Raw genomic sequence first — 19265 nt, forward strand, 5'->3', positions numbered from 1 at the left:
CGTCGTGACCGGCACATCACTTCGGGGGCTTGATCTCCTGGCGATAGGTGCCCATCAACTCGCCTTTAGCGATGACATGGCTCTTCGCTGCGGCCAGCACGTCGTCGCGGCTGGCTCCCAAAGGCAGCTGCAGCGTCGTGTCCAGGGCCAGGATCTGGAAGTGGTAGCGGTGCGGCGGGTCGCCCACCGGCGGGCGCGGACCGTAGTAGCCCACGGAGCCGCGGCTGGTCGCGCCTTGCATCAGGCCCGCCGGTTCGGTCAGCCGGTCCTGCTCCTGCAGGCCTTCGGGCAGTGTGGTGACGCTGCCGGGGATATTCCAGGCCACCCAGTGCACGAAGGGCGTGATGGGCCTGGCGTCGGGGTCCTCGGCGATCAGCACATAGCTCTTCGCATTGGGCACGGCGCTCCAGCTCAGCTTCGGCGACACGCCGTCGGCGTACTCGCTGTGCTTGGCCGGAATCGCCTCTCCCGCGCCGAAAGACGGCGACGAAACCTGGATGGCCGTGGCGCTGGACGCCGCCGTCTCGGGCCTGTCCTTGGCCAGCGGCACGCCGATGCCCCGCGCGGCCTGGCGCTTCATTTCGTCGGCGGGCGCCTGCATCGCCGCTGCGGGCTTGGCATTGGCCTGGTAGGCGACGCGGTAGATCACGCCGTTGGCATCGTCGGCCATCAGCAACGCGCCATCCCTCGCCCAGGCCAGCCCCACGGGCCGGGCGATGTGGGTGCGGCCACGGTCGGTGAGGAAGCCGGTGACGAAGGGCTCGATGCGCTGGGGCTGGCCGTTGGCGAAGCGCACTCGCACGATCTCGTAGCCGGCGGCCACCTGGCGGTTCCAGGAGCCGCGCATCGTCACGAAGGCGTCGCCTGCGTACTCAGCCGGAAAGCTGCCGCCGCCCCGGGCGAACACCAGTTGCATGGGTGCAGCGTGCGCCTTGTAGCCCAGCGTCATCGGCACGCTGACCGCCTTCCATTGCGCCTTGGTCACCTCGCCAGGTGGTGTGCTCTGCGGGTTCTCCTGGCCATCGCCCCACCAGTGCGGCCAGCCGTAGCGCTTGCCCTGCTCGATCTTGTTCAGCTCCTCGGGCTGGACTTCATCGCCGAGGAAGTCGATGCCATGGTCCATGCCCCAGAGCTCGCCGGTCATCGGATGCCAGTCGAAGCCGATGGTGTTGCGCAGGCCGCTGGCGACGATGACGCGGCTCTTGCCGTCGGGCGACGCGCGCAGCAATGTGGCGTTCTCCGGGTTGCTCTCGTTGCAGGCATTGCAGGTAGAGCCGGCGCTGATGTAGAGCATGCCGTCGGGGCCGAACGCCAGCGTGCGGTTGGGATGCTGGCCGGCGTCTGGCAGGTCGCCCATGATGAGCCTGGGTTCGCCGACCCTGCCGTCGGGCTGCAGCGGCGCGACGAAGACCTCCTTGACGGTTGCCACGTACAACTGGCCGTCCTTGATGGCCAGGCCGTGCGCACCGGCGCGGTCCAGCACCTTGACCGGTGCGGCGTCGGCACGGCCGTCGCCGTCCTTGTCTTCAAGCATCAGCACGTCGCCGGTGTCGCGGCGGCTGACGTAGATGCGGCCGTCCGGTGCCACGGCCAGGATGCGGGCGTTCTTCAGGTCACGCGCGAACACCGACACCTTGAAGCCTGCCGGCGCCTTCAGCTGCGCGATGCGCTCGTCCGTTGCGGGCACCTTGTCGGGCTTGAAGACGTGGGTCCTGATCGGCACGTCGGTGCCGTCGCCCTGCTGGGCATGGGCGAAGTTGGCGACTGCGGCCAGGCTCGAACAGATCGAGAGACCACAAAGGACCTTGGCGACGCGCTTCGCGCGTCCATTGGATTTGCGTGTCGCGAAACGGGTCATCTCGCTTCCTTTGCAGAGGATGCTCATTTCCGCCTGTTGCGGCTGCTATTCAGTGAACGGCGGAATGCCTTCAATGGCGTGATGGGCGGCCTCGGTCGCATAGGTCAAGGCCTCGGTGGGGGTGGCCCAGGCGTTGTCCATGGTGGGTCGATAGCTGTCATCCGCGCCGACCTGCTCAACGGGGGCTGGGTCCAGGATCGTGAAGACGCCGACAAAAAGGTCGCCTTTCGGAAAGGCCTCGGCCTTGAAACGGATGCCGTTGTGCACGTCGATGATGCTTTCGTTCATGACCGTCCTTCGTATGCGCGGGATGCAGGGGCAATTCGTGCGCCCGGCCGTCTTGGCGGGGTTTGCGCGAGGTTTGATGAGTGATCACTTGAGTGCCGGTGCACTCGATGCGGGGCGCAGCATCGGCCAGCTCAGCAACCATGCTCTGTAGGACTCGACCACTTTTCCAATGAGCCATTCAACTCTTCATTGGGAACGTCGTTTGCTGAAAGTCGCTTGCGCGTGCTGCGCGTCTTTTGTCAACGAAGGAGGTTTCCATGCTTCGTATCAAGCTTCTGCTGTCTATTGCTCTTGTCTCCGCCACCGCGCTGGTGGCATTGCCTGCCCAGGCTAGGTCTGACGAATCGTTCATGAAGGATGCCGCTCAGGCGGGCGCTGCGGAGATCGAGGCAAGCAAGCTCGCTCAGTCGAAGGCAAAGAGCGCAGACGTGAAGTCGTTTGCCGACGCCATGATTGCCGACCACACCAAGGTTGCCAACGAACTGAAGGCATTGGCCGCCAAGAAGAATGTCAAGCTTCCCGACGGCCCTTCGGTCGCGCAGAAGGCGGAACTCAAGCTGATTGACGCCGGCGACAACGACAAGTTCGACGAACGCTACGCCAAGCACTTTGGTGTGAATGCCCACAAGGACACGATCAAGCTGTTCGAGGAGGGCGCCAGGGACGCCAAGGACCCTGAAGTGAAGGCCTGGGCAGAGAAGACGCTGCCGGGCCTGCGCCACCACCTTGAAATGGCACAGGCATTGAGCGCGGCACCGAAGAAGTAATGCGGTCGGGCGGCTCAGTCGCCATTTCAAGGCACGGCGTTTGCCACTGGTGTTCGTGCCGCCCACTGCATCGGGCGGCGCGTTCTGCCACCAGCCAGTAGGAAATCACATGCCAACCGCAACGAAAACCTCAGCCAAGGCGTCCAAGGGCGCATCCACCAAGCCTGCCTCGCGGTCCAAGGCCCGCAGCGACGAAGCGCCCGACGCGATTGATCTGTTGACCGCCGACCACCGCGAGGTGAAGGCGCTCTTCAAGGCTTACGACAAGCTCGTCAAGGCCGAAGCCGACGCCGGCGAGAAGCAGGTCGTCGCCGCGCAGATCTGCGTGATGCTGACAGCCCATGCGACCGCAGAAGAGGAACTCTTCTACCCGCGTGCCCGCGAGGTGCTGGGCGAAGACGAGGACCTGGTCGACGAGGCCGACGTCGAGCACGCCAGCGCCAAGGAACTGATCGCCCAGATCGAATCCGGCTCGCCGGACGATCCGCTGTACGACGCCAAGGTCAAGGTCCTGGGCGAGTACATCGACCACCACGTCAAGGAAGAGGAGGGCGAGATGTTTCCCAAGATCCGCAAGTCCGACCTCGACCTGGATGCGCTCGGCGAGGAGATCTCGGCACGCAAGGCCGAACTGATGGGCGAAGACGGCGAAATGCACTGAAGACCTGCGACTCGCGACTTGGCAAGGCCTGGCCATCCCGGGCCTTGCCCATTCATCGACCCTACAAGCCCGAGCACGAACATGCCAGACAACAAGTCACAGAGCGGCGGCCAGGACCGTCAACGCATCAATGTCAACGAGGACTACGAGCTGCGCGACTGGGCCGCCAAGTTCGGCGTCAGCACCGAGCAACTCAGGCAGGCCGTTGCCGAGGTGGGCGACCGAGCCACCAGCGTGGAGCAACACCTGAAGGGCAAGCGGGGCTGACCCGCGACGCGTCAGTCCAGCTCTATCCACACCGGCGCATGGTCGCTGGACCTCTCCCTGCCGCGCACATCGAGGTCAACGCCCGCTGCGCGCAGCCTCGGCGCCAGCGCCGGGTTCAGCAGCAGGTGATCGATGCGCAAGCCGGCGTTGCGTTGAAAGGCGTTTCTGAAGTAATCGAAGTAGGTGTAGACGGTGGCATCGGGATGCAGGGCCCGAATCGCGTCGGTCCAGCCCTGTGAGACCAGCCGCTCGAACGCCTCACGCGTCTCGGTGCGAAACAGCGCGTCATCGACCCAGCGCTCGGGCTTGTACACGTCGCGCGGCGTCGGAATGACGTTGTAGTCACCGGCCAGCACCACCGGCATGTCGCCGTCGATCAGCGTTGCGGCGTGAAGGATGAATTGCTCCATCCAGCGCAGCTTGTAGTCGAACTTCGGGCCCGGGGCCGGGTTGCCGTTCGGCAGGTACAGGCACACCACCTTGAGGCCTCCGACATCGACCTCCAGGTAGCGGCTCTGGGTCTCGTCGGGGTCGTCAGGCAGACCTCTGCGGACCTCGATGGGCGCCTGTCCTCGCACGAGCACGGCCACGCCGTTCCAGCTCTTCTGGCCGTGCCAGACGGCCTCGTAGCCGAGCGCCTTCAACTCGTCGACAGGAAAGCGGTCCTGCGGCGACTTCAATTCCTGCAGGCAGGCGACGTCGGGTTGGGTCTGCTCAAGCCAGCGCAGCAAGACGGGAAGTCGTGCGTTCAGGCCGTTGATGTTGTAGGTGGCGATGCGCATGGATGAGGTTCAGAAAAGTTCAGGCGGCATGGTCCGCAGTGGCTTGCAAACCCATCGGCAATCTACCGCAGGGGTGCTCCGTTCAGCCAGATCTGCCTATGCCCCGGCCGGCCCTTCGTCCTTGTCCTGGCGTTGGGCGTCGCTGCCGTCAAATTTCAGGACGGACAGTTTCCCGTCGCCCTCCAGGTAGGCCGCCCGCACCGTGCCCACGTCCTCGACGCCCGCCTGCCGGAGCTGCGCCTCCACGTCTTCGCGGGTCAGGAATTCCTTGCGCAGGTTGCGCATCAGCATCTGTCCATCCTTCACGAGCTGCAGCGGGTCGGGCTCGGTCAGTTTGTGGAAGATCTCCCACCGAAAAGCGGCCCAGTCGAGCGCGTAGTTCCAGAACACCAGCGTGCCGATGAGGATGAAGCCTTCTCCCACGGTCTGGTAGTCGCCTGACATGCCGTTCTGAGAGGCGTCGGCAATGATGACGACGAGGAGGATGTCCGCCATGCCGAGCGACCCGGGGTCGCGGCGCAGCACGAAGCGAAAGATCAGCAGCAGGAACCAGTACATCAGCGTGCCGCGCGCGATCAATTCCAGCGGCGACACGTGGATGGCGAACAACTCTGCAGGGTCCATGTCTACTTTCTCGAACGGATCGCCTCGGACGGTCTGACGTCCGCCTTCAGGACGCGCGCCATCTGCTCCAGCGCCTTGTCCCTCGCGTCGACGGACTCCGCCGCCACGCAGTCGACCGGCACGCGAACCGAGTAGCCGCGCAGGTAGGCATCCATGGCGGTGAAGAGCACGCAGCTGTCCGCAGCAACGCCGGTGACGATGAGCCGCTTGCAGTGGAGCTGGCCCAGCAGGAGGTCCAGCGGCGTGGCGTAGAAGGCCGAGTGGCGCGGCTTCAACAGCGCAAAGTCGTCGCGCCGTGGCGTCATCAGCCTGGCAATTTTTCCGGCCGTGCCGGGCAGGGCGCGGCAGTGGCGCCAGAGCGCCTTGAAGTCAGACGTCCATTGACCGTAGTTGTCGTTCGCGTACACGGTGCGCACGCCCTCGGCCGACAGGCGCCGCCGCAGTTTGGCGGCCTGCTTTGCGGCCTCCAGCGCCGATGGCGCCAGTTCGGCCGCACCGTCGAAGGTCAAAGGGTTCACGAAGTCCACCAGCAGCAAGACGGTCTTGCTCGGTTGAAGGTCATCGGTCCTGATTCTGCTCATGCGGTCACCTGGCGACCTTAGGCAAGCAACGTTCCCGTGCCGATCGGAGTGGCATGGCGTTTGCCCTTTTGGACCAACAACAGGAGACAGCATGTCAACCGTTCCCCACCGCCCCATCGCCGTCGTGACCGGCGCGTCTTCCGGTATTGGCCGTGAACTGACCCACCTGCTTGCCAAGGATGGCTACGACCTCTTTCTGGCGGCCGACCAGGGGCCGCTGGAGGAAGTCGCCGCCCACATGCGAACGCATGGCGGCCATGTCGAGGCGGTGCAGGCCGATCTCGCCACGGCCGACGGCGTGGCGCGACTGGTGGCCGCCATCGGCCAGCGGCCCGTGCAGGTGCTGATGGCCAATGCCGGCCACGGCCTGGGCCATGCATTCCTGCAGCAGGATTTTCAGCAGGTTCGCCATGTGGTGGATACCAACATCACCGGCACCATCGACCTGATCCAGCAGATCGGGCGCGGCATGGTCGAGCGGGGTTCCGGGCGCATTCTGGTGACGGGCTCCATTGCCGGCCTGATGCCGGGCAGCTTCCAGGCCGTCTACAACGGCACCAAGGCCTTCATCGATTCCTTCTGCTACGCACTGCGCAACGAACTGAAGGATTCCGGCGTGACCGTGACCTGCCTGATGCCGGGTGTCACCGACACCGAGTTCTTCGAGCGGGCGGACCTGATGGACACCAAGGTGGGCACCGGCAAGAAGGCCGACCCGGCCGATGTGGCCCGCGCGGGCTACGAAGCCATGCTGGACGGCGACGCCGATGTGGTGGCAGGCTGGAAGAACAAGTTGCAGGCCATTCTTGCCAATGTGACGCCGGCGCCCGTGCTCGCGGAGAAGCATCGCAAGGTCACGGAGCCGGGGTCGGCCGAGCGGTGATCGGTGATCGGTGATCGGTGATGAACCTGGAAGTCTGAAGAAGATGTCCAAGTGCATCATGCTGATTCGTCACGCGGAGAAGCCCGACCCGGGCCATGACGGCGTTGACGATGCGGGAAAGCCGGACGAACGCTCGCTGAGCGTGGCGGGCTGGCGGCGCGCCGGCGCGCTGGTGCCGTACTTTGCTTCGCTCGCCGAGCGGGTGAATGGCAGGCTGGTCTGCAGGCCGGAGCACATCTTTGCTGCGCGAGAGACGTCGCTGCATCCATCCACGCGCCCACAGGACACCGTCCAGCCCTTGGCGGACGTGCTGGGCCTGTCAGTCGACAGGCACTGGTCGGACGAAGACTCGATGGAGGCATTCGCCGAGACCCTCAGGAACAGCGACATGCCGGTGCTCGTCTGCTGGCGGCACGACCATCTGCCGGCGCTGGCACGCACGATCCTGGGTGGCGGCGATGTGCCCCAGACCTGGCCAGAGGATCGGTTCGACCTGACGTGGTCCATCCGGCGCGATGGCGGCGGGTGGACATTCCTGCAGGTGCCCCAGCTGCTGCTGGCGGGGGACCGTGTGGACGTCATCGAGGATGTGGAGCGTCAGTAGGGCCCGTCAAGCCAATGGGCTTGCCGTTTCCCGTCCCTCAGCGCCGTCGCGCCGGCTTCTCGTACCAGCTGTCGTGGGCCAGGAAGACGACGCTGTCTGCCGGCTCGCCGATGTCGATGCGCCAGGCCCAGCGGGCGGGGCTGCTGTCGAAGGAAAACCTTGCGGCCGCCAGCGGGGCGCCCGGGTGCCGGGCCTTCACTTCGTCAACGAGCAGCTGGGGCGGCCCGCTGAAATACTGCGCCGGCAGCCACGCTGCCATGTCGCCAGGCCCGGCCCCGAAGGCGCTGACCTGCGCCACGCGACCGCCAAGGTCAACGCGCGCATAGCCGCAGGCACGATCTCCTTGCAGCAGGGGCACCAGCCAGAACGCGGGCGCGCCGTCGGCGTCACCGGCCAGCAGGGGCGTACCGACCTCTGCATGACGCAAGGCCGCCATGCCCGGGTCGCTGGCGACAGGTTCGGCGCCTACAGCGTTGGCGACGGCCTGGCGAAGCTTTTCAGGCTCGTCAGGCGCAGTCGATGTTGGCGTAGACATAGTTGGTGTGGGTCACGGCGTCCCAATCTTCCCAGGTGATGGCGCCGCCGAGGGCGTAGTCGGCGTTCCATGGCCAGGGGTCGTAGATGTAGAGCTTTTTGTCCGTCGTGCTGCCGGCGATGGACCAGCGTGCATGCGAGTAGCCGGCGCAGGCGCGTGCGTGTCCGTTGATCCCGCTCTTGAAGGGCCGGTGCAGGTTGATCTGGTCGCGTGCCTTTTCCCAGGTGGCGTCTTCGTCGAAGCTGGCATCTAGATGGTTGCAGGTCAGCGACTTGTAGCCGGCACTGACGTCGCGGGGGCAGCCATCACCGGCGGTATAGCCCAGGGCCGGGGCGATCTGGTCCTGCGTGTAGTAGTAGCGGTAGAAACACAGAATCATCTGGCAGGTGGCGACGGAGCAGTAGTCGTTGACCTGCTGGCCATGCAGCGCGAAGCAGTGGTGCGAGCGCGCATGGGTGTGGCCGTAGTGGTTGCAGAACTCCAGCAGGTGGGTGACGTTCTGCGCCACCGTCCAGCCCAGCTTGCCCACCACCGGCGTGAGCACGCGGGCCGCGGTGATCTCTTTGCGCAGCGCGGGCTTGATGCTGACGCGCTCGGCCTCGATCTTCTTGAAACGGGCGACACGCTGCCTGCGCTCGGCGTCGGGAATGGCGTCGTAGACCGACCAGGCATGGAAGCCCTCGCGGCCGTCGTCCTTGCGCTCGGGCACACGGGCGAAGGAGGCCACGTCGTAGATCGCCCGGGCAGGCCCTTGCGGTCCGTCCATCTCGAACATCACGCCGAGCTTGGGGTAGCTGTAGCAGACCAGTTTGGGCTCGGCGATCCTGGCGCCCCTGAACTCGCGCTTGACGATGGGCGTGAGCTTCTTCACTGCCCCGTCGAAGTTCCAGGTGCGCTCGCCGATCTCGGAAGAGATGACCCCCGTGCCCAGCACCTGGCTGGCCGCCACGCGCACATTGCCGAAGACCTGGCCGGTCTTGCCGACCTCGAAGTCGTAGAACAGCGGTTGGCCGTTGATGTCGTGGATGAGGAGCGGCGTCTTGCGGACGGTGCCAGCCACCCAGTCCCGCAGCACGGGAATGCCCGCCGTCGCGTTCTTGAGCACGCCGACGAGGGCATGCTCAACGAGCTCCTCGCGGGCGATCATGAGCTGGGCTTCGGGGTAGCGACTGGTGGCCATAGCTGTCTCCATATGCCCGTGGCGGGCGCTTGTTGCCTCGGGACAGTAGGCCGCTGCACGCTGGATTCATAGCCCCACGTCAGCGAGTTTTCATGCAGAAGAAGGACGGCTGGCGGTGAGGATTCCCCTGGGCCGGCTGCGTGGTCAGGCCGATCCGGGCGCTGGCGGCTGCAGGCCGTCACGCTGGGCCAGCGCCGGGAACAGCCGCCACCACAACGCGACGATGGCCAGCACGCCGACGCCGCCCAGCAGCACCGAGCCCACCGGGCCGATGAGCGCGGCCGTGGCACCGGACTCGAACTCGCCGAGCTGGTTGCTCGCGCCGATGAAGACCGAGTTGACGGCACCGACGCGGCCGCGCATGTCATCCGGCGTTTCCAGCTGCACGAGCGACTGGCGGATGACGACGCTGACCATGTCGGCCGCGCCGCTGACGGCCAGCACGATGAAGGCGACCAGGAAGGACGTCGTCAGCGCGAAGCCGATCATCGCCATGCCGAACACCGCCACGGCGCCCAGTAGCCAGTGGCCGGCGCGGCGCGCGATCGGGTGGCGGGCCAGCCACAGGCCGACGACGACGGCGCCCAGTGCGGGCGCGGAGCGTAAAAGCCCAAGGCCTTCGGGCCCCGTATGCAGGATGTCCCGCGCGAAGATGGGCAGCAGCGCCGTTGCGCCGCCCAGCAGCACGGCGAACAGGTCCAGCGAGATGGCGCCCAGCACGACGGGGCGCTGCCAGATGAAGCGGATGCCGGCGGTCAATTGCGCCAGGCCGGGCGCCACGCGACGTGCTTGCACGGGACGGTGGCGGATGGTCAGCACGGCTGCGACGGCGGCGGCCAGCAGCAGCATCGACACGCCGTAGACGATGGCTGCGCCCCAGTGCGCGGCGGCGCTGGCCGACGTGCTGTGCGCGATACGGCCGGCCGCCAAGGGGCCGAGGGCGTAGAGGGCGCCGCCCAGCGCCGGGCCGGCAATGATGGCGGCCTGCATGGTCGAGCTGGCGGCGGCGACGGCGCGCGGCAACAGGGCCGGCGCCACCAGCGAGGGCATCAGCGCCTGCTGGGCCGGCATCTGCAGCGCGCGGGCGCAGCCCAGCAGCACGGACAGCATCAGGATGAGGCTGGACCCCACCCAGCCACCGGCGCTGGCGAAGGCCAGGCTGGCGGCCGTCAGCAGCTGCAGGCTGAGGCTGGCGACCAGCAGCAGGCGGCGGTCGCGCTGGTCGACAAGGTGGCCGGCCGGCAGTGTCAACAGCAGCGCGGGCAGGAATTGCGCGAGGCCCACCAGCCCCAGGTCCCAGGCGCTGGCGGTCAGGTCATACATCTGCCAGCCCAGCGCCACCATCAGCATCTGGTTGGCCGCGCCACCCGTCACGCGGGCACCGAGCAGGCGCACGTAGTCGCGCTGGTTGCGCAGGCGGGCAGGGGTGCCCGGTATGACGTCCGAGATATTCATCGAGGCGAGTTTAAAAACCTGAGGCGCAGAGTCCGCCAGCTCTTGCGCACCGCAGGCTGAGTAGACTGGCGCCGACCTCTTTGCGCATGAAAGGAAGCCCTTGGCCCCGACCGTGATCAACCCGGACAGCGTGCACGAGTTTCGTGACGAGCAGGCTTTCCACGACTGGCTGGCGGCGCATCATGACCAGCGGGACGAGGTGTGGGTCAAGATCCACAAGGTCGGCTCGGGGCTGGCGTCGATCACGGCCAAGCAGGGCATAGACGTGGTGCTGTGCTGGGGCTGGATAGACGGCATTCGCAAGGGGCTGGACGAGACCAGCTTCCTGCAGCGCTACACCCCACGCCGCAGCCGCAGCATTTGGAGCCAGATCAACATCGCCAATGTCGAACGGCTGATCAAAGAAGGCCGCATGACGCCGCACGGCCTGCGGGAAGTCGAGGCCGCCAAGGCCGACGGGCGCTGGGCGCGCGCCTATGGCAGCGGCAAGAGCATGAAGATTCCCGATGACCTGCAGGCCGCCATCGATGCCGAGCCCAAGGCGCGCAAGATGCTCGCCGGGCTGACCGAACAGAACCGCTTCGCGCTGGCCTTTCGCGTCCACAACATGAAGACGCCAGCCGGTCGCCAGCGCAAGATCGAGACCTTTGTCGAGATGCTCAAGCGCGGCGAGACCATCTATCCGCAGAAGAAGAAATAGCCCGCGCAATGAAAAACGACCGCCGGGGGCGGTCGTTTTCAACAGGCAAAGACCTGCTCGGTTCAGCGAGCGGCGCGCTTGCGGGCCCAGCCCAGTGCGCCGAGGGCGCTGAAGGCGAGCACGAGGCTGGCGGGTTCCGGCAGGCGGCCGGGCAGGGTCGGCCCGGCCTGGACGAAGCTGAAATCGTCCAGCATCAGGGACTGATCGACACCGGTGACGACCATGTAGCGTGCGACACCAGAAAAGCTCATGTTCAGCGAATCCCAATTGCAGAAGCGGGCACCGCCGGTGCAGCCTGTCAGTGGCAGGGCAAAGGACGCCAACTCTCCGGTGAGGTTTTCGCCCGAGTAAAGAGTGATCGCTGCGAGACTATTGAGCGTTGAGTAAAACAGCGACGTGCCAGCAATGAAGCCTTGCGTGAATTTGAGCGTGAGGCTGTTGCCGCCGTTCAATGCCAGGGCAACGCAGCCGCCGTCGTGAGGGACGAACTTCGATTCACCGCCGCAGCCGCCGGCCAACGTGACTTGAGCCCAGGCGGCCCCGGTGAATCCGATACCGTCCTTGATGTATTGATCCGTCAGCTGGAGATAGCCCTCGTTTTCTTCGGTGGCCTTGAAATCTTCAAAGGTCAGCGGAACGGTGCCGGCGACGGCCGGTTGCAGCGCTGCCGTCAAGGCCAGGGCCAAAAGTTTGCTCGTTGCGCGCATGGCGTTCTCCGTCTGTGGATTTCGAGTTGGGTTTGTGATCTGGACTGTAAACAAGCCCTTCCTTCCTGCGCGGTGCGGCGCCCCTTCAGTTAAGGGGGCAAATGCCTTCGGGGGCCTGGCTTAGGGGGGGCTATCGCCGTGGCTACACTGCCCTGGGTGGAAACCAAATGGCTTGAAGACTTCGTCAGCTTGGCCGAGACGCGCAGCTTCTCCCGCTCCGCGCAGTTGCGTCATGTGACCCAGCCGGCGTTTTCGCGCCGCATCCAGGCGCTGGAGGCCTGGGCCGGGGTCGACCTGGTGGATCGCTCGTCCTACCCGACCCGCCTGACGGCCGCCGGCGCGACGCTGCTGGCCCAGGCCGTGGATCTGCTGGGCAATCTGCAGGCGACGCGCAACATGCTGCGCAGCCATCAGACGGCCGACCAGGACATGATCGAGTTCGCCGTGCCCCATTCCCTGGCCTTCAGCTTCTTCCCGCACTGGCTGATGAGCTTGCGCCGCGGTTTCGGGGCCATCAAATGCCGCCTGAATGCGGCCAACGTGCATGACGCGATGCTGCAGCTCAGCGAAGGCAATTGCGACCTGCTGCTGGTCTACCACCACGCCAGCCAGCCTCTGCAGCTCGACCCCGAGCGCTACCAGACGGTCTCGCTCGGCAACGAGACCCTCTCGCCCTATGCCCGGGCAGACGCCCAGGGCGAGCCGATGTTCCGGCTGCCCGGGCGGCCGGGGCAGAAGATTCCCTTCCTGAGCTATGCCGCCGGCGCCTACCTGGGCCGCATCGTCGAGCTCATCGTCAAGCAGGCCGACTGCGCGCTGAACCTGGATGCGATCTACGAGACCGACATGGCCGAAGGCCTGAAGGCGATGGCGGTCGAAGGGCATGGGCTGGCTTTCCTGCCGGCCAGCTCGGTGCAGAAGGAACTGGCGGGCGGCCGCCTGGTGCCGGCTGCAGCGCCGGGGGCGTTCAGCGTCAGCATGGAACTGCGCATCTACCGCGAGCGGCCCGAGGCGTCGCGCCGGCAGAAGCCGGCGGCGCAGGCGCTGTGGGACTACCTTGCGTCGGCGGCATGAGGTCATTGCCGCTTTGCATGGATCGTGAAAACCCGTATTCGGGCTGAGAGCGCGGCGTGGTCTGCTCAGGGCTGCTATCGATTTCACTACCTGTTGTTGGAGTCTCCATGAAGAAAGTTCTGCTCGTCGCTGCCCTGCTGGCCGGCGCTACCGCCGTGCATGCCGAAGACACGCTGAAGAAGATCAAGGACAGCGGCGTCATCACGATGGGTGTTCGCGAGTCCTCGGGCCTCTCGTACACCATCGGTGACGGCAAGTACGTCGGCTATCACATCGATGTCTGCACCCGTTTCATCGCCGACCTGGAAAAGCAACTGGGCCGCAAGCTTGAAACCAAGTACCAGCCTGTCACGTCAGCCAACCGCATTCCGCTGACGGTCAACGGCACGATCGACCTGGAATGCGGCTCGACGACGAACAACGCCGCGCGCCAGAAGGACGTGGCTTTCGGCGTGACGACCTATGTCGAGGAAGTGCGCATCGCCGTGAAGGCCAGCTCGGGCATCACCGCGATCGGTCAGCTCAACGGCAAGACAGTAGCCACGACGACCGGCACCACCTCGGTGCAGACGCTGCGCAAGAACGAGCGCGCCACCAACGTCGACTTCAAGGAGGTCTACGGCAAGGACCACGCCGACAGCTTCCTGCTGCTGGACTCGGGCCGCGCCGATGCCTTCGTGATGGACGGCTCCATCCTCGCCAAGAACATCGCCACCTCCAAGAACCCGGCGGACTTCAAGATCGTCGGCGAGGTGCTGAACGTCGAGCCCATCGCCATCATGATCCGCAAGGACGACCCGGCCTTCAAGAAGGCGCTGGACGACAGCATCAAGGCGCAGATCAAGTCCGGCGAGCTGGCCAAGACCTACGACAAGTGGTTCATGCAGCCCATCCCGCCGACCAACACCAAGATCGGCCTGCCGCTGTCCCCCGCGACCAAGAACGCCTGGGACAACCCCAACGACAAGCCGATGGAAGACTACGCCGCGAAGAAGTGATTCGCCCGTTGACCTGAACCACCGCAAAGCGGGTGCTTGGCACCCGCTTTGCTTTGTTCTCCATAGAACCATAACGAAGCGCTGAGGAGAGGCCATGAGTTGGGACTGGCAGTTCTACTGCAATGACACCGCCACCGGAGAGGCCGTCGCCGGCTGCTTCGGCCCCGGGGGACAAGAGCAGACTTATCTGCAATGGATGTTGGGCGCCTGGGGCTGGACGCTGAGCGTCTCCCTGCTGGCCCTGGTGCTGGCGCTCGTTGTCGGTTCCCTGATCGGCATCATCCGAACCGCGCCGAACAAATGGCTGGTCCGCTTCGGCGAAGCGTGGACGGAGTTGTTCCGCAACATCCCGCTGCTGGTGCAGGTCTTCCTCTGGTACCACGTGCTGCCGTCGCTGTTCCCGTCCTTGCGCGAGGCCGTGTCGCCGTCGGTGCTGATCGTCTTCGCGTTGGGCTTCTTCACCAGCGCGCGCATCGGCGAGCAAGTGAAGGCCGGCATCAAGACTCTGCCGACCGGCCAGCGCTATGCCGGCCAGGCCGTCGGCATGACGCTGCCGCAGACCTACCGTTTCGTGCTGCTGCCGATGGCGTTCCGCATCGTCATCCCGCCGCTGACGAGCGAGAGCATGAACATCGTCAAGAACTCGGCGGTGGCCTTCGCGGTCAGCATCCCGGAGTTGGCGCAGTTCGCGCAGCAGGCCTCCGAGGAAACGTCTCGTTTTGAGGAGATCTTCATCCCGGTCACGGCGCTCTATTTCATCTCGGCGTTTGCGATCAACCGCATCGCCAAGTTCATCGAGGCGCGTGTGCGCATCCCTGGCCAGGCAGGAGCCAAGTGATGCTCAATCTCGACTACTCCTTCCTGAATTGGGCCGTCATCCAGAGCTTCGTCGCCAAGGGTTTCTGGTTCTCCATCCAGCTGACGTTGGTGTCCATGGTCGGCGGCATCATCCTCGGCACGCTGCTGGCGATGATGCGACTGTCCAGCCACCGCTGGCTGTCGGTGCCGGCGGCGCTCTACGTCGACACGCTGCGCTCCATCCCGCTGGTGATGGTGATCCTGTGGTTCTTCCTGCTCATCCCCAAGCTGCTCGGGCCGCTGGGCGGGCAGATGTCGGCCTTCATCACCTTCACACTGTTCGAGGCGACCTACTTCTCCGAAATCATGCGCGCCGGCATCCAGTCGGTGTCCAAGGGTCAGGTCAATGCCGGCTATGCCGTCGGCATGACCTACGGCCAGACGATGAAGCTCGTCGTGCTGCCGCAGGCCTTCCGCAACATGCTGCCGGTGCTGCTGACGCAGACCATCATCCTGTTCCAGGACACCTCGCTGGTCTACGCGGTCGGCGAGTACGACCTGCTGAAAGGCTTCGAGGTCGCGGGCAAGAACTTCAACCGCCCGGTTGAAACCTACCTGGTCGCCGCCGTCGTCTATTTCGTCATCTGCTTCGGGCTGTCGCAATTGGTGCGCAGGCTGCAGAAGAAGATCGCCATCATTCGCTGAGCACGCGAGCATCACGCCATGATCGACATCAAGAACATCTCCAAGTGGTACGGCGCCTTCCAGGTGCTGACCGACTGCACGACCACCATCAAGAAGGGCGAAGTCGTCGTCGTCTGCGGGCCCTCGGGCTCGGGCAAGTCGACGCTGATCAAGACCGTCAACGCGCTGGAGCCCTTCCAGAAGGGAGACATCGTCGTCGACGGCATCTCCATCGCCGACCCCAAGACCAACCTGCCCAAGCTGCGTTCGCGCGTGGGCATGGTGTTCCAGCACTTCGAACTCTTTCCGCATCTGTCGGTGACCGAGAACCTGACCATCGCCCAAATCAAGGTGCTTGGCCGCTCGGCGGAAGACGCCAAGACCCGCGGCCTGAAGATGCTGGATCGCGTGGGCCTGACGGTCCACAAGGACAAGTTCCCCGGTCAGCTGTCCGGCGGCCAGCAGCAGCGCGTGGCCATCGCTCGGGCGCTGTCGATGGACCCCATCGTCATGCTGTTCGACGAGCCGACCTCGGCGCTGGACCCCGAGATGGTCGGCGAAGTGCTGGACGTGATGGTGCAGCTGGCGCAAGAGGGCATGACCATGATGTGCGTGACGCACGAGATGGGCTTCGCCAAGCGCGTCAGCAACCGCGTCATCTTCATGGATGCGGGCAAGATCATCGAGGACTGCAGCAGTTCGGACTTCTTCAACAAGCCGGAAGACCGGTCGCCGCGGGCCAAGGATTTCCTCGCCAAGATCCTGCAGCACTGAGCGCGGCAGCAATGGAAAACGGCGGCCACCAGGCCGCCGTTTTCGTTTCAGAGTGCGTGCTCAGGGCTCGATGGCTGCACCGACCACTGCACCGGCCGCGACGGCACCGATGCGTGTCGCCTTGCCCGAGGCGAGGTCGACGCGATACCAGACCGACTTGCCGCCGGTGGTGATAGCCGAATAGGCCGCGTTGGACACGTCCGAGATGTCCAGCGTGGCCTTTTCGAACGAACCGATGCCGAGGGAACCCACCGTCCACAACCGGCCGGTGTTCGGCGACACGGGCGGCTGCACCCCTTCCTTGGTTCCCTGGTGCACCAGCACGCCCTGGCGGCCGTCCAGCGCGTAGTTGGTCGTGATCTTTTCGTTCTCCTTGTTGTAGGTGTAGCCGGCCGCGACGACGGCGGCAGACTTGCCGGCGTTCACGTCAGCCGCGTCATAGGCCAGGCGGCCGTCGAACTGCACGCCCGGCTCGTTGGCGTTGCCGTCGACGAGGGCACCGGTATCAGGGTGCAGGCGCAGATTGAAGCCGGCATCGTTGACGACGCGGATGCGGTCCACGGTGGGGTTGAAGTCGACGCCCCATTCGTTTGCGCCCTCCTTGGGCAGGGCGACGGCCGTGCCGATGGCGCTGGCAGCCCCGGTTTTCGTGTCGATGCGGTAGAGCTGGCCGCTGGCGCCCAGGCCGAAGAGCTGGCCCTTGGCGACGCGGTAGTCGATGCCCAGCAAGGTGTCGCCGGCGGCCAGACCCGTCAGCGCCCTGGTGGACAGCGTCTTCTGCGGCTGGCCCGCGTTGAACTGCACGAGCTGGTTCGTCGTCGTCACCGCGTAGATCGTCTCCTTGGCCAGCGGGCCCATGGGTTCGGTCGGTTCGGTAGCGCAGGCAGCAAGCAGTGCGGCAGCGGCGGCGGTGGTGGCGAGCGTGAGGGCAGAGCGGACCATGGCATCTCCAGGGGTTGGGGGCGGTCGCCTTATACGCGCCGACCCCGGCGCGTGGATGCATGACCCTGCTCAGCCATGGAGCGAACGACAATCGCGCCCCATGACCGACATCCTCACCCTCACCCGGCCGGACGACTGGCATCTGCACCTGCGCGACGAAGCCGCGCTGGCCAGCGTCCTGCCCTACACGGCGCGCCAGTTCGCGCGGGCCATCGTCATGCCCAACCTGCGCCCGCCGGTGACGACCGCTGCACAGGCCGTGGCCTACCGCGAGCGCATCCTGGCCGCCCTTCCCGAGGGCCTGGACTTCCAGCCGCTGATGACGCTCTATCTCACCGACAACACGCCGGTCGACGAGATCAAGCGCGCCCGGGATGCTGGCGTCGTCGCGCTCAAGCTGTATCCGGCCGGCGCCACGACCAACAGCGATGCCGGCGTCACCGACATCCGCAAGACCTACGCGACGCTGGAGGCCATGCAGCGCGAGGGCCTGCTGCTGCTGGTGCACGGCGAGGTGACCGACGGCGACATCGACGTCTTCGACCGCGAGGCCGTGTTCGTCGAGCGTGTCATGCAGCCGCTGCGCGCGGCCATGCCCGAGCTGAAGGTGGTGTTCGAGCACATCACGACCAAGGAGGCCGCGCAGTACGTGACCGCCGCCGACCGCTTCACCGCCGCCACCATCACGCCGCAGCATCTGCTCTACAACCGCAACGCCATCTTCACCGGCGGGCTGCGACCTCACTACTACTGCCTGCCTGTGCTCAAGCGCGAGGAGCATCGCCAGGCGCTGCTGAAGGCCGTCGCGTCGGGCAGCCCCAAGTTCTTCCTGGGTACCGACAGCGCCCCGCACGCCGCCCAGCTGAAGGAGAACTCGGTCTGCGGCGCCGGCTGCTTCACGGCCATCTCGGCGCTGGAGCTTTATGCCGATGCCTTCGAGGGCATCGGCGCGCTGGACAAGCTGGACGCCTTTGCCGGCCACCACGGCCCTGACTTCTACGGCCTGCCGCGCAACACCGGCACCGTCACGCTCAAGCGCGAGCCCTGGACACTGCCCAGCGCCGTGCCCTTCGGCGAGGCACAACTCAAGCCCCTGCGCGGCGGCGAAACTTTGAACTGGAAACTGATCTGATGAAGAAAGTTGCCTTCCTCGTCGACTTCGACAACGTCGCCACCGACGTCATCGAACAGGCCCTGCAGATGGCCTTCAAGGACTACGAAGCCGTCCACATCCGCCGCGCCTACTGCAATGCCGAGCAGGCGCAGAACCACCAGGGCTTCCTGAAGCGCCTGGGCCTGCGCGCCATCGTCAACCTGGCCATCGGCAAGAACTCGACCGACATCGCCATGGCCGTCGACGCGATGGACCTGGCCATCACCGAGAAGCCCGACGTCATCGTGCTGGTGTCGTCTGACAGCGACTTCGCGCCGCTGGTGCTGAGGTTGCGCGAGAAGGGCGCCTGGCTGCGCGGCTTTGGCCAGCAGGGCAAGACGGGCGACGGCGTCATCCAGATCTACGACCAGTTCAACGAACTGGCCCATGACAGCGGCAGGTCTTCGACTGCCAAGCGCGAGCCGGCGCGCAAGGCCGCCCGGCCCGCACGGACCGCTGCGAGGAAGGCTGTGCCAGCCAAGGCCGCAGCTCCGGTGCCTAAGGCGACTGTGAGTGCGGCTCCGACGCCAACGCCAATCGCAACCCCGGCGCCGAGCCCACTGCCGGCGGCCGTGCCGGCACCGGTGCCGAAACCCGCGCCTGCGCCGAAGCGCGCTGCCACCCCGCCGGCACCGGTCGACGCCAACGTGGCAGCCGCCAGGGAGATCAACGCCATCCTGGCCCTGCTGCCCAAGCTGGCCGATGGCCAGTGGCACGACCTCGGCGCCGCCGCCAAGGCGCTCAAGGAAGCCGGCCTGCTGCCCAAGACGGCGCCGTCGACCAAGCTGTTCCGCAAGCATCCGCAGGCCTTCCAGATGCAGCCCGAGAAGACGCCGAACCAGGTGCGTTTCGGGCACGGGTGAGTGCGACCGGCTGTGCGCCGGCGATTGGTTCACACGGGCTCCGGGGCTGACGACCGGGCGTGGCGCCCAAAGCGGCTAGCATCGGCG

23 protein-coding genes are annotated in these 19265 nt (G+C 65.8%); 13 read left to right on the forward strand and 10 right to left on the reverse strand.

The window, feature by feature from the left end:
- Nucleotides 1-16: 16 nt before the first annotated feature.
- On the reverse strand, nucleotides 17-1858 hold the full coding sequence (locus AC0IZJ_RS09155) for a YbhB/YbcL family Raf kinase inhibitor-like protein (RefSeq protein ID WP_471848830.1): 1842 nt from the start codon (nucleotides 1856-1858) through the stop codon (nucleotides 17-19).
- Nucleotides 1859-1903: 45 nt separating this feature from the next.
- On the reverse strand, nucleotides 1904-2146 hold the full coding sequence (locus AC0IZJ_RS09160; RefSeq protein WP_471848832.1) for a hypothetical protein: 243 nt from the start codon (nucleotides 2144-2146) through the stop codon (nucleotides 1904-1906).
- A 257-nt stretch (nucleotides 2147-2403) separates the two neighbouring features.
- On the opposite strand from AC0IZJ_RS09160, the gene AC0IZJ_RS09165 reads away from it, so the two are divergent.
- The 3 genes from AC0IZJ_RS09165 to AC0IZJ_RS09175 all read left to right on the forward strand — a co-directional run bounded on the left by AC0IZJ_RS09165 (nucleotide 2404) and on the right by AC0IZJ_RS09175 (nucleotide 3841).
- The gene (locus AC0IZJ_RS09165) at nucleotides 2404-2913 is read left to right on the forward strand and encodes a DUF4142 domain-containing protein (RefSeq protein ID WP_471848834.1); all 510 of its coding nucleotides are present in this window, start codon (nucleotides 2404-2406) and stop codon (nucleotides 2911-2913) included.
- Between the two features lie 109 nt (nucleotides 2914-3022).
- Complete coding sequence (locus AC0IZJ_RS09170) at nucleotides 3023-3574, forward strand: hemerythrin domain-containing protein (protein WP_471848836.1); 552 nt, start codon at nucleotides 3023-3025, stop codon at nucleotides 3572-3574.
- 81 nt (nucleotides 3575-3655) lie between these two features.
- Nucleotides 3656-3841 carry a DUF3606 domain-containing protein gene (locus tag AC0IZJ_RS09175; protein ID WP_471848838.1) on the forward strand — a complete coding sequence of 62 codons (186 nt, stop codon included), beginning with the start codon at nucleotides 3656-3658 and terminating at the stop codon, nucleotides 3839-3841.
- A gap of 11 nt (nucleotides 3842-3852) precedes the next feature.
- On the opposite strand, the gene xth is transcribed toward AC0IZJ_RS09175, so the two are convergent.
- From xth to AC0IZJ_RS09190, 3 genes are all read right to left on the reverse strand, one after another.
- Complete coding sequence (gene xth / locus AC0IZJ_RS09180) at nucleotides 3853-4623, reverse strand: exodeoxyribonuclease III (protein ID WP_471848840.1); 771 nt, start codon at nucleotides 4621-4623, stop codon at nucleotides 3853-3855.
- A 96-nt stretch (nucleotides 4624-4719) separates the two neighbouring features.
- The gene (locus AC0IZJ_RS09185) at nucleotides 4720-5247 is read right to left on the reverse strand and encodes a DUF421 domain-containing protein (RefSeq protein ID WP_471848842.1); all 528 of its coding nucleotides are present in this window, start codon (nucleotides 5245-5247) and stop codon (nucleotides 4720-4722) included.
- A gap of 2 nt (nucleotides 5248-5249) precedes the next feature.
- Nucleotides 5250-5828 carry a cysteine hydrolase family protein gene (locus AC0IZJ_RS09190; protein WP_471848844.1) on the reverse strand — a complete coding sequence of 193 codons (579 nt, stop codon included), beginning with the start codon at nucleotides 5826-5828 and terminating at the stop codon, nucleotides 5250-5252.
- A 91-nt stretch (nucleotides 5829-5919) separates the two neighbouring features.
- Between AC0IZJ_RS09190 and AC0IZJ_RS09195 the strand changes: the two genes are divergently transcribed.
- Together AC0IZJ_RS09195 and AC0IZJ_RS09200 are read left to right on the forward strand one after the other, a co-directional pair.
- Nucleotides 5920-6711 (forward strand): SDR family NAD(P)-dependent oxidoreductase, encoded by a 792-nt coding sequence (locus AC0IZJ_RS09195; RefSeq protein ID WP_471848846.1) that lies wholly within the window; start codon nucleotides 5920-5922, stop codon nucleotides 6709-6711.
- A gap of 43 nt (nucleotides 6712-6754) precedes the next feature.
- On the forward strand, nucleotides 6755-7315 hold the full coding sequence (locus tag AC0IZJ_RS09200; protein ID WP_471848848.1) for a hypothetical protein: 561 nt from the start codon (nucleotides 6755-6757) through the stop codon (nucleotides 7313-7315).
- A gap of 37 nt (nucleotides 7316-7352) precedes the next feature.
- On the opposite strand, the gene AC0IZJ_RS09205 is transcribed toward AC0IZJ_RS09200, so the two are convergent.
- The 3 genes from AC0IZJ_RS09205 to AC0IZJ_RS09215 all read right to left on the reverse strand — a co-directional run bounded on the left by AC0IZJ_RS09205 (nucleotide 7353) and on the right by AC0IZJ_RS09215 (nucleotide 10485).
- Nucleotides 7353-7751 carry a hypothetical protein gene (locus AC0IZJ_RS09205; RefSeq protein WP_471848850.1) on the reverse strand — a complete coding sequence of 133 codons (399 nt, stop codon included), beginning with the start codon at nucleotides 7749-7751 and terminating at the stop codon, nucleotides 7353-7355.
- Nucleotides 7752-7821: 70 nt separating this feature from the next.
- Entirely contained in the window at nucleotides 7822-9030 is a 1209-nt protein-coding gene (locus AC0IZJ_RS09210) for a hypothetical protein (protein WP_471848852.1), read from the reverse strand.
- A gap of 144 nt (nucleotides 9031-9174) precedes the next feature.
- A complete protein-coding gene (locus tag AC0IZJ_RS09215) occupies nucleotides 9175-10485 on the reverse strand; it encodes an MFS transporter (protein ID WP_471848854.1) in 1311 nt (436 codons plus the stop codon).
- Nucleotides 10486-10585: 100 nt separating this feature from the next.
- Here AC0IZJ_RS09215 and AC0IZJ_RS09220 point away from each other — a divergent pair, with 100 nt between their 5' ends.
- Nucleotides 10586-11185, forward strand: coding sequence for a YdeI/OmpD-associated family protein (locus AC0IZJ_RS09220; RefSeq protein WP_471848856.1), 600 nt, complete (start codon nucleotides 10586-10588; stop codon nucleotides 11183-11185).
- Nucleotides 11186-11247: 62 nt separating this feature from the next.
- Here the strand turns inward: AC0IZJ_RS09220 and AC0IZJ_RS09225 are convergent, their stop codons facing one another.
- A complete protein-coding gene (locus AC0IZJ_RS09225; protein WP_471848858.1) occupies nucleotides 11248-11892 on the reverse strand; it encodes a hypothetical protein in 645 nt (214 codons plus the stop codon).
- A gap of 156 nt (nucleotides 11893-12048) precedes the next feature.
- On the opposite strand from AC0IZJ_RS09225, the gene AC0IZJ_RS09230 reads away from it, so the two are divergent.
- The 5 genes from AC0IZJ_RS09230 (at nucleotide 12049) to AC0IZJ_RS09250 (ending at nucleotide 16220) form a co-directional block, all read left to right on the forward strand.
- Complete coding sequence (locus tag AC0IZJ_RS09230) at nucleotides 12049-12966, forward strand: LysR substrate-binding domain-containing protein (protein ID WP_471849309.1); 918 nt, start codon at nucleotides 12049-12051, stop codon at nucleotides 12964-12966.
- Nucleotides 12967-13073: 107 nt separating this feature from the next.
- The gene (locus tag AC0IZJ_RS09235; protein ID WP_471848860.1) at nucleotides 13074-13964 is read left to right on the forward strand and encodes an amino acid ABC transporter substrate-binding protein; all 891 of its coding nucleotides are present in this window, start codon (nucleotides 13074-13076) and stop codon (nucleotides 13962-13964) included.
- Between the two features lie 94 nt (nucleotides 13965-14058).
- Nucleotides 14059-14802 carry an amino acid ABC transporter permease gene (locus AC0IZJ_RS09240; RefSeq protein ID WP_471848862.1) on the forward strand — a complete coding sequence of 248 codons (744 nt, stop codon included), beginning with the start codon at nucleotides 14059-14061 and terminating at the stop codon, nucleotides 14800-14802.
- On the forward strand, nucleotides 14802-15467 hold the full coding sequence (locus AC0IZJ_RS09245) for an amino acid ABC transporter permease (RefSeq protein WP_471848864.1): 666 nt from the start codon (nucleotides 14802-14804) through the stop codon (nucleotides 15465-15467). The genes AC0IZJ_RS09240 and AC0IZJ_RS09245 overlap by 1 nt, the downstream gene beginning before the upstream one ends.
- Nucleotides 15468-15485: 18 nt before the next feature.
- Nucleotides 15486-16220, forward strand: a complete 735-nt coding sequence (locus AC0IZJ_RS09250) for an amino acid ABC transporter ATP-binding protein (protein ID WP_471848866.1) — start codon at nucleotides 15486-15488, stop codon at nucleotides 16218-16220.
- 60 nt (nucleotides 16221-16280) lie between these two features.
- On the opposite strand, the gene AC0IZJ_RS09255 is transcribed toward AC0IZJ_RS09250, so the two are convergent.
- Nucleotides 16281-17162 carry a DUF4394 domain-containing protein gene (locus AC0IZJ_RS09255; RefSeq protein ID WP_471848868.1) on the reverse strand — a complete coding sequence of 294 codons (882 nt, stop codon included), beginning with the start codon at nucleotides 17160-17162 and terminating at the stop codon, nucleotides 16281-16283.
- Nucleotides 17163-17262: 100 nt separating this feature from the next.
- Between AC0IZJ_RS09255 and pyrC the strand changes: the two genes are divergently transcribed.
- Both pyrC and AC0IZJ_RS09265 read left to right on the forward strand, forming a co-directional pair.
- Entirely contained in the window at nucleotides 17263-18294 is a 1032-nt protein-coding gene (pyrC, locus tag AC0IZJ_RS09260; protein ID WP_471848870.1) for a dihydroorotase, read from the forward strand.
- Nucleotides 18294-19178: an NYN domain-containing protein gene (locus AC0IZJ_RS09265; protein WP_471848872.1), complete on the forward strand. Its 885-nt coding sequence runs from the start codon at nucleotides 18294-18296 to the stop codon at nucleotides 19176-19178. The genes pyrC and AC0IZJ_RS09265 overlap by 1 nt, the downstream gene beginning before the upstream one ends.
- The last annotated feature ends 87 nt before the right edge of the window (nucleotides 19179-19265 follow it).

The organism is Roseateles sp. AC306, assembly GCF_979253795.1.

Excerpts from the sequence above, each read along its gene's own strand:
- AC0IZJ_RS09155 (WP_471848830.1), bottom strand. The coding sequence starts at position 1,858 with ATGACCCGTTTCGCGACACGCAAATCCAATGGACGCGCGAAGCGCGTC.
- AC0IZJ_RS09160 (WP_471848832.1), bottom strand. The coding sequence starts at position 2,146 with ATGAACGAAAGCATCATCGACGTGCACAACGGCATCCGTTTCAAGGCC.
- AC0IZJ_RS09165 (WP_471848834.1), top strand. The coding sequence starts at position 2,404 with ATGCTTCGTATCAAGCTTCTGCTGTCTATTGCTCTTGTCTCCGCCACC.
- AC0IZJ_RS09170 (WP_471848836.1), top strand. The coding sequence starts at position 3,023 with ATGCCAACCGCAACGAAAACCTCAGCCAAGGCGTCCAAGGGCGCATCC.
- AC0IZJ_RS09175 (WP_471848838.1), top strand. The coding sequence starts at position 3,656 with ATGCCAGACAACAAGTCACAGAGCGGCGGCCAGGACCGTCAACGCATC.
- xth (WP_471848840.1), bottom strand. The coding sequence starts at position 4,623 with ATGCGCATCGCCACCTACAACATCAACGGCCTGAACGCACGACTTCCC.
- AC0IZJ_RS09185 (WP_471848842.1), bottom strand. The coding sequence starts at position 5,247 with ATGGACCCTGCAGAGTTGTTCGCCATCCACGTGTCGCCGCTGGAATTG.
- AC0IZJ_RS09190 (WP_471848844.1), bottom strand. The coding sequence starts at position 5,828 with ATGAGCAGAATCAGGACCGATGACCTTCAACCGAGCAAGACCGTCTTG.
- AC0IZJ_RS09195 (WP_471848846.1), top strand. The coding sequence starts at position 5,920 with ATGTCAACCGTTCCCCACCGCCCCATCGCCGTCGTGACCGGCGCGTCT.
- AC0IZJ_RS09200 (WP_471848848.1), top strand. The coding sequence starts at position 6,755 with ATGTCCAAGTGCATCATGCTGATTCGTCACGCGGAGAAGCCCGACCCG.
- AC0IZJ_RS09205 (WP_471848850.1), bottom strand. The coding sequence starts at position 7,751 with ATGGCGGCCTTGCGTCATGCAGAGGTCGGTACGCCCCTGCTGGCCGGT.
- AC0IZJ_RS09210 (WP_471848852.1), bottom strand. The coding sequence starts at position 9,030 with ATGGCCACCAGTCGCTACCCCGAAGCCCAGCTCATGATCGCCCGCGAG.
- AC0IZJ_RS09215 (WP_471848854.1), bottom strand. The coding sequence starts at position 10,485 with ATGAATATCTCGGACGTCATACCGGGCACCCCTGCCCGCCTGCGCAAC.
- AC0IZJ_RS09225 (WP_471848858.1), bottom strand. The coding sequence starts at position 11,892 with ATGCGCGCAACGAGCAAACTTTTGGCCCTGGCCTTGACGGCAGCGCTG.
- AC0IZJ_RS09235 (WP_471848860.1), top strand. The coding sequence starts at position 13,074 with ATGAAGAAAGTTCTGCTCGTCGCTGCCCTGCTGGCCGGCGCTACCGCC.
- AC0IZJ_RS09240 (WP_471848862.1), top strand. The coding sequence starts at position 14,059 with ATGAGTTGGGACTGGCAGTTCTACTGCAATGACACCGCCACCGGAGAG.
- AC0IZJ_RS09245 (WP_471848864.1), top strand. The coding sequence starts at position 14,802 with ATGCTCAATCTCGACTACTCCTTCCTGAATTGGGCCGTCATCCAGAGC.
- AC0IZJ_RS09250 (WP_471848866.1), top strand. The coding sequence starts at position 15,486 with ATGATCGACATCAAGAACATCTCCAAGTGGTACGGCGCCTTCCAGGTG.
- AC0IZJ_RS09255 (WP_471848868.1), bottom strand. The coding sequence starts at position 17,162 with ATGGTCCGCTCTGCCCTCACGCTCGCCACCACCGCCGCCGCTGCCGCA.
- pyrC (WP_471848870.1), top strand. The coding sequence starts at position 17,263 with ATGACCGACATCCTCACCCTCACCCGGCCGGACGACTGGCATCTGCAC.
- AC0IZJ_RS09265 (WP_471848872.1), top strand. The coding sequence starts at position 18,294 with ATGAAGAAAGTTGCCTTCCTCGTCGACTTCGACAACGTCGCCACCGAC.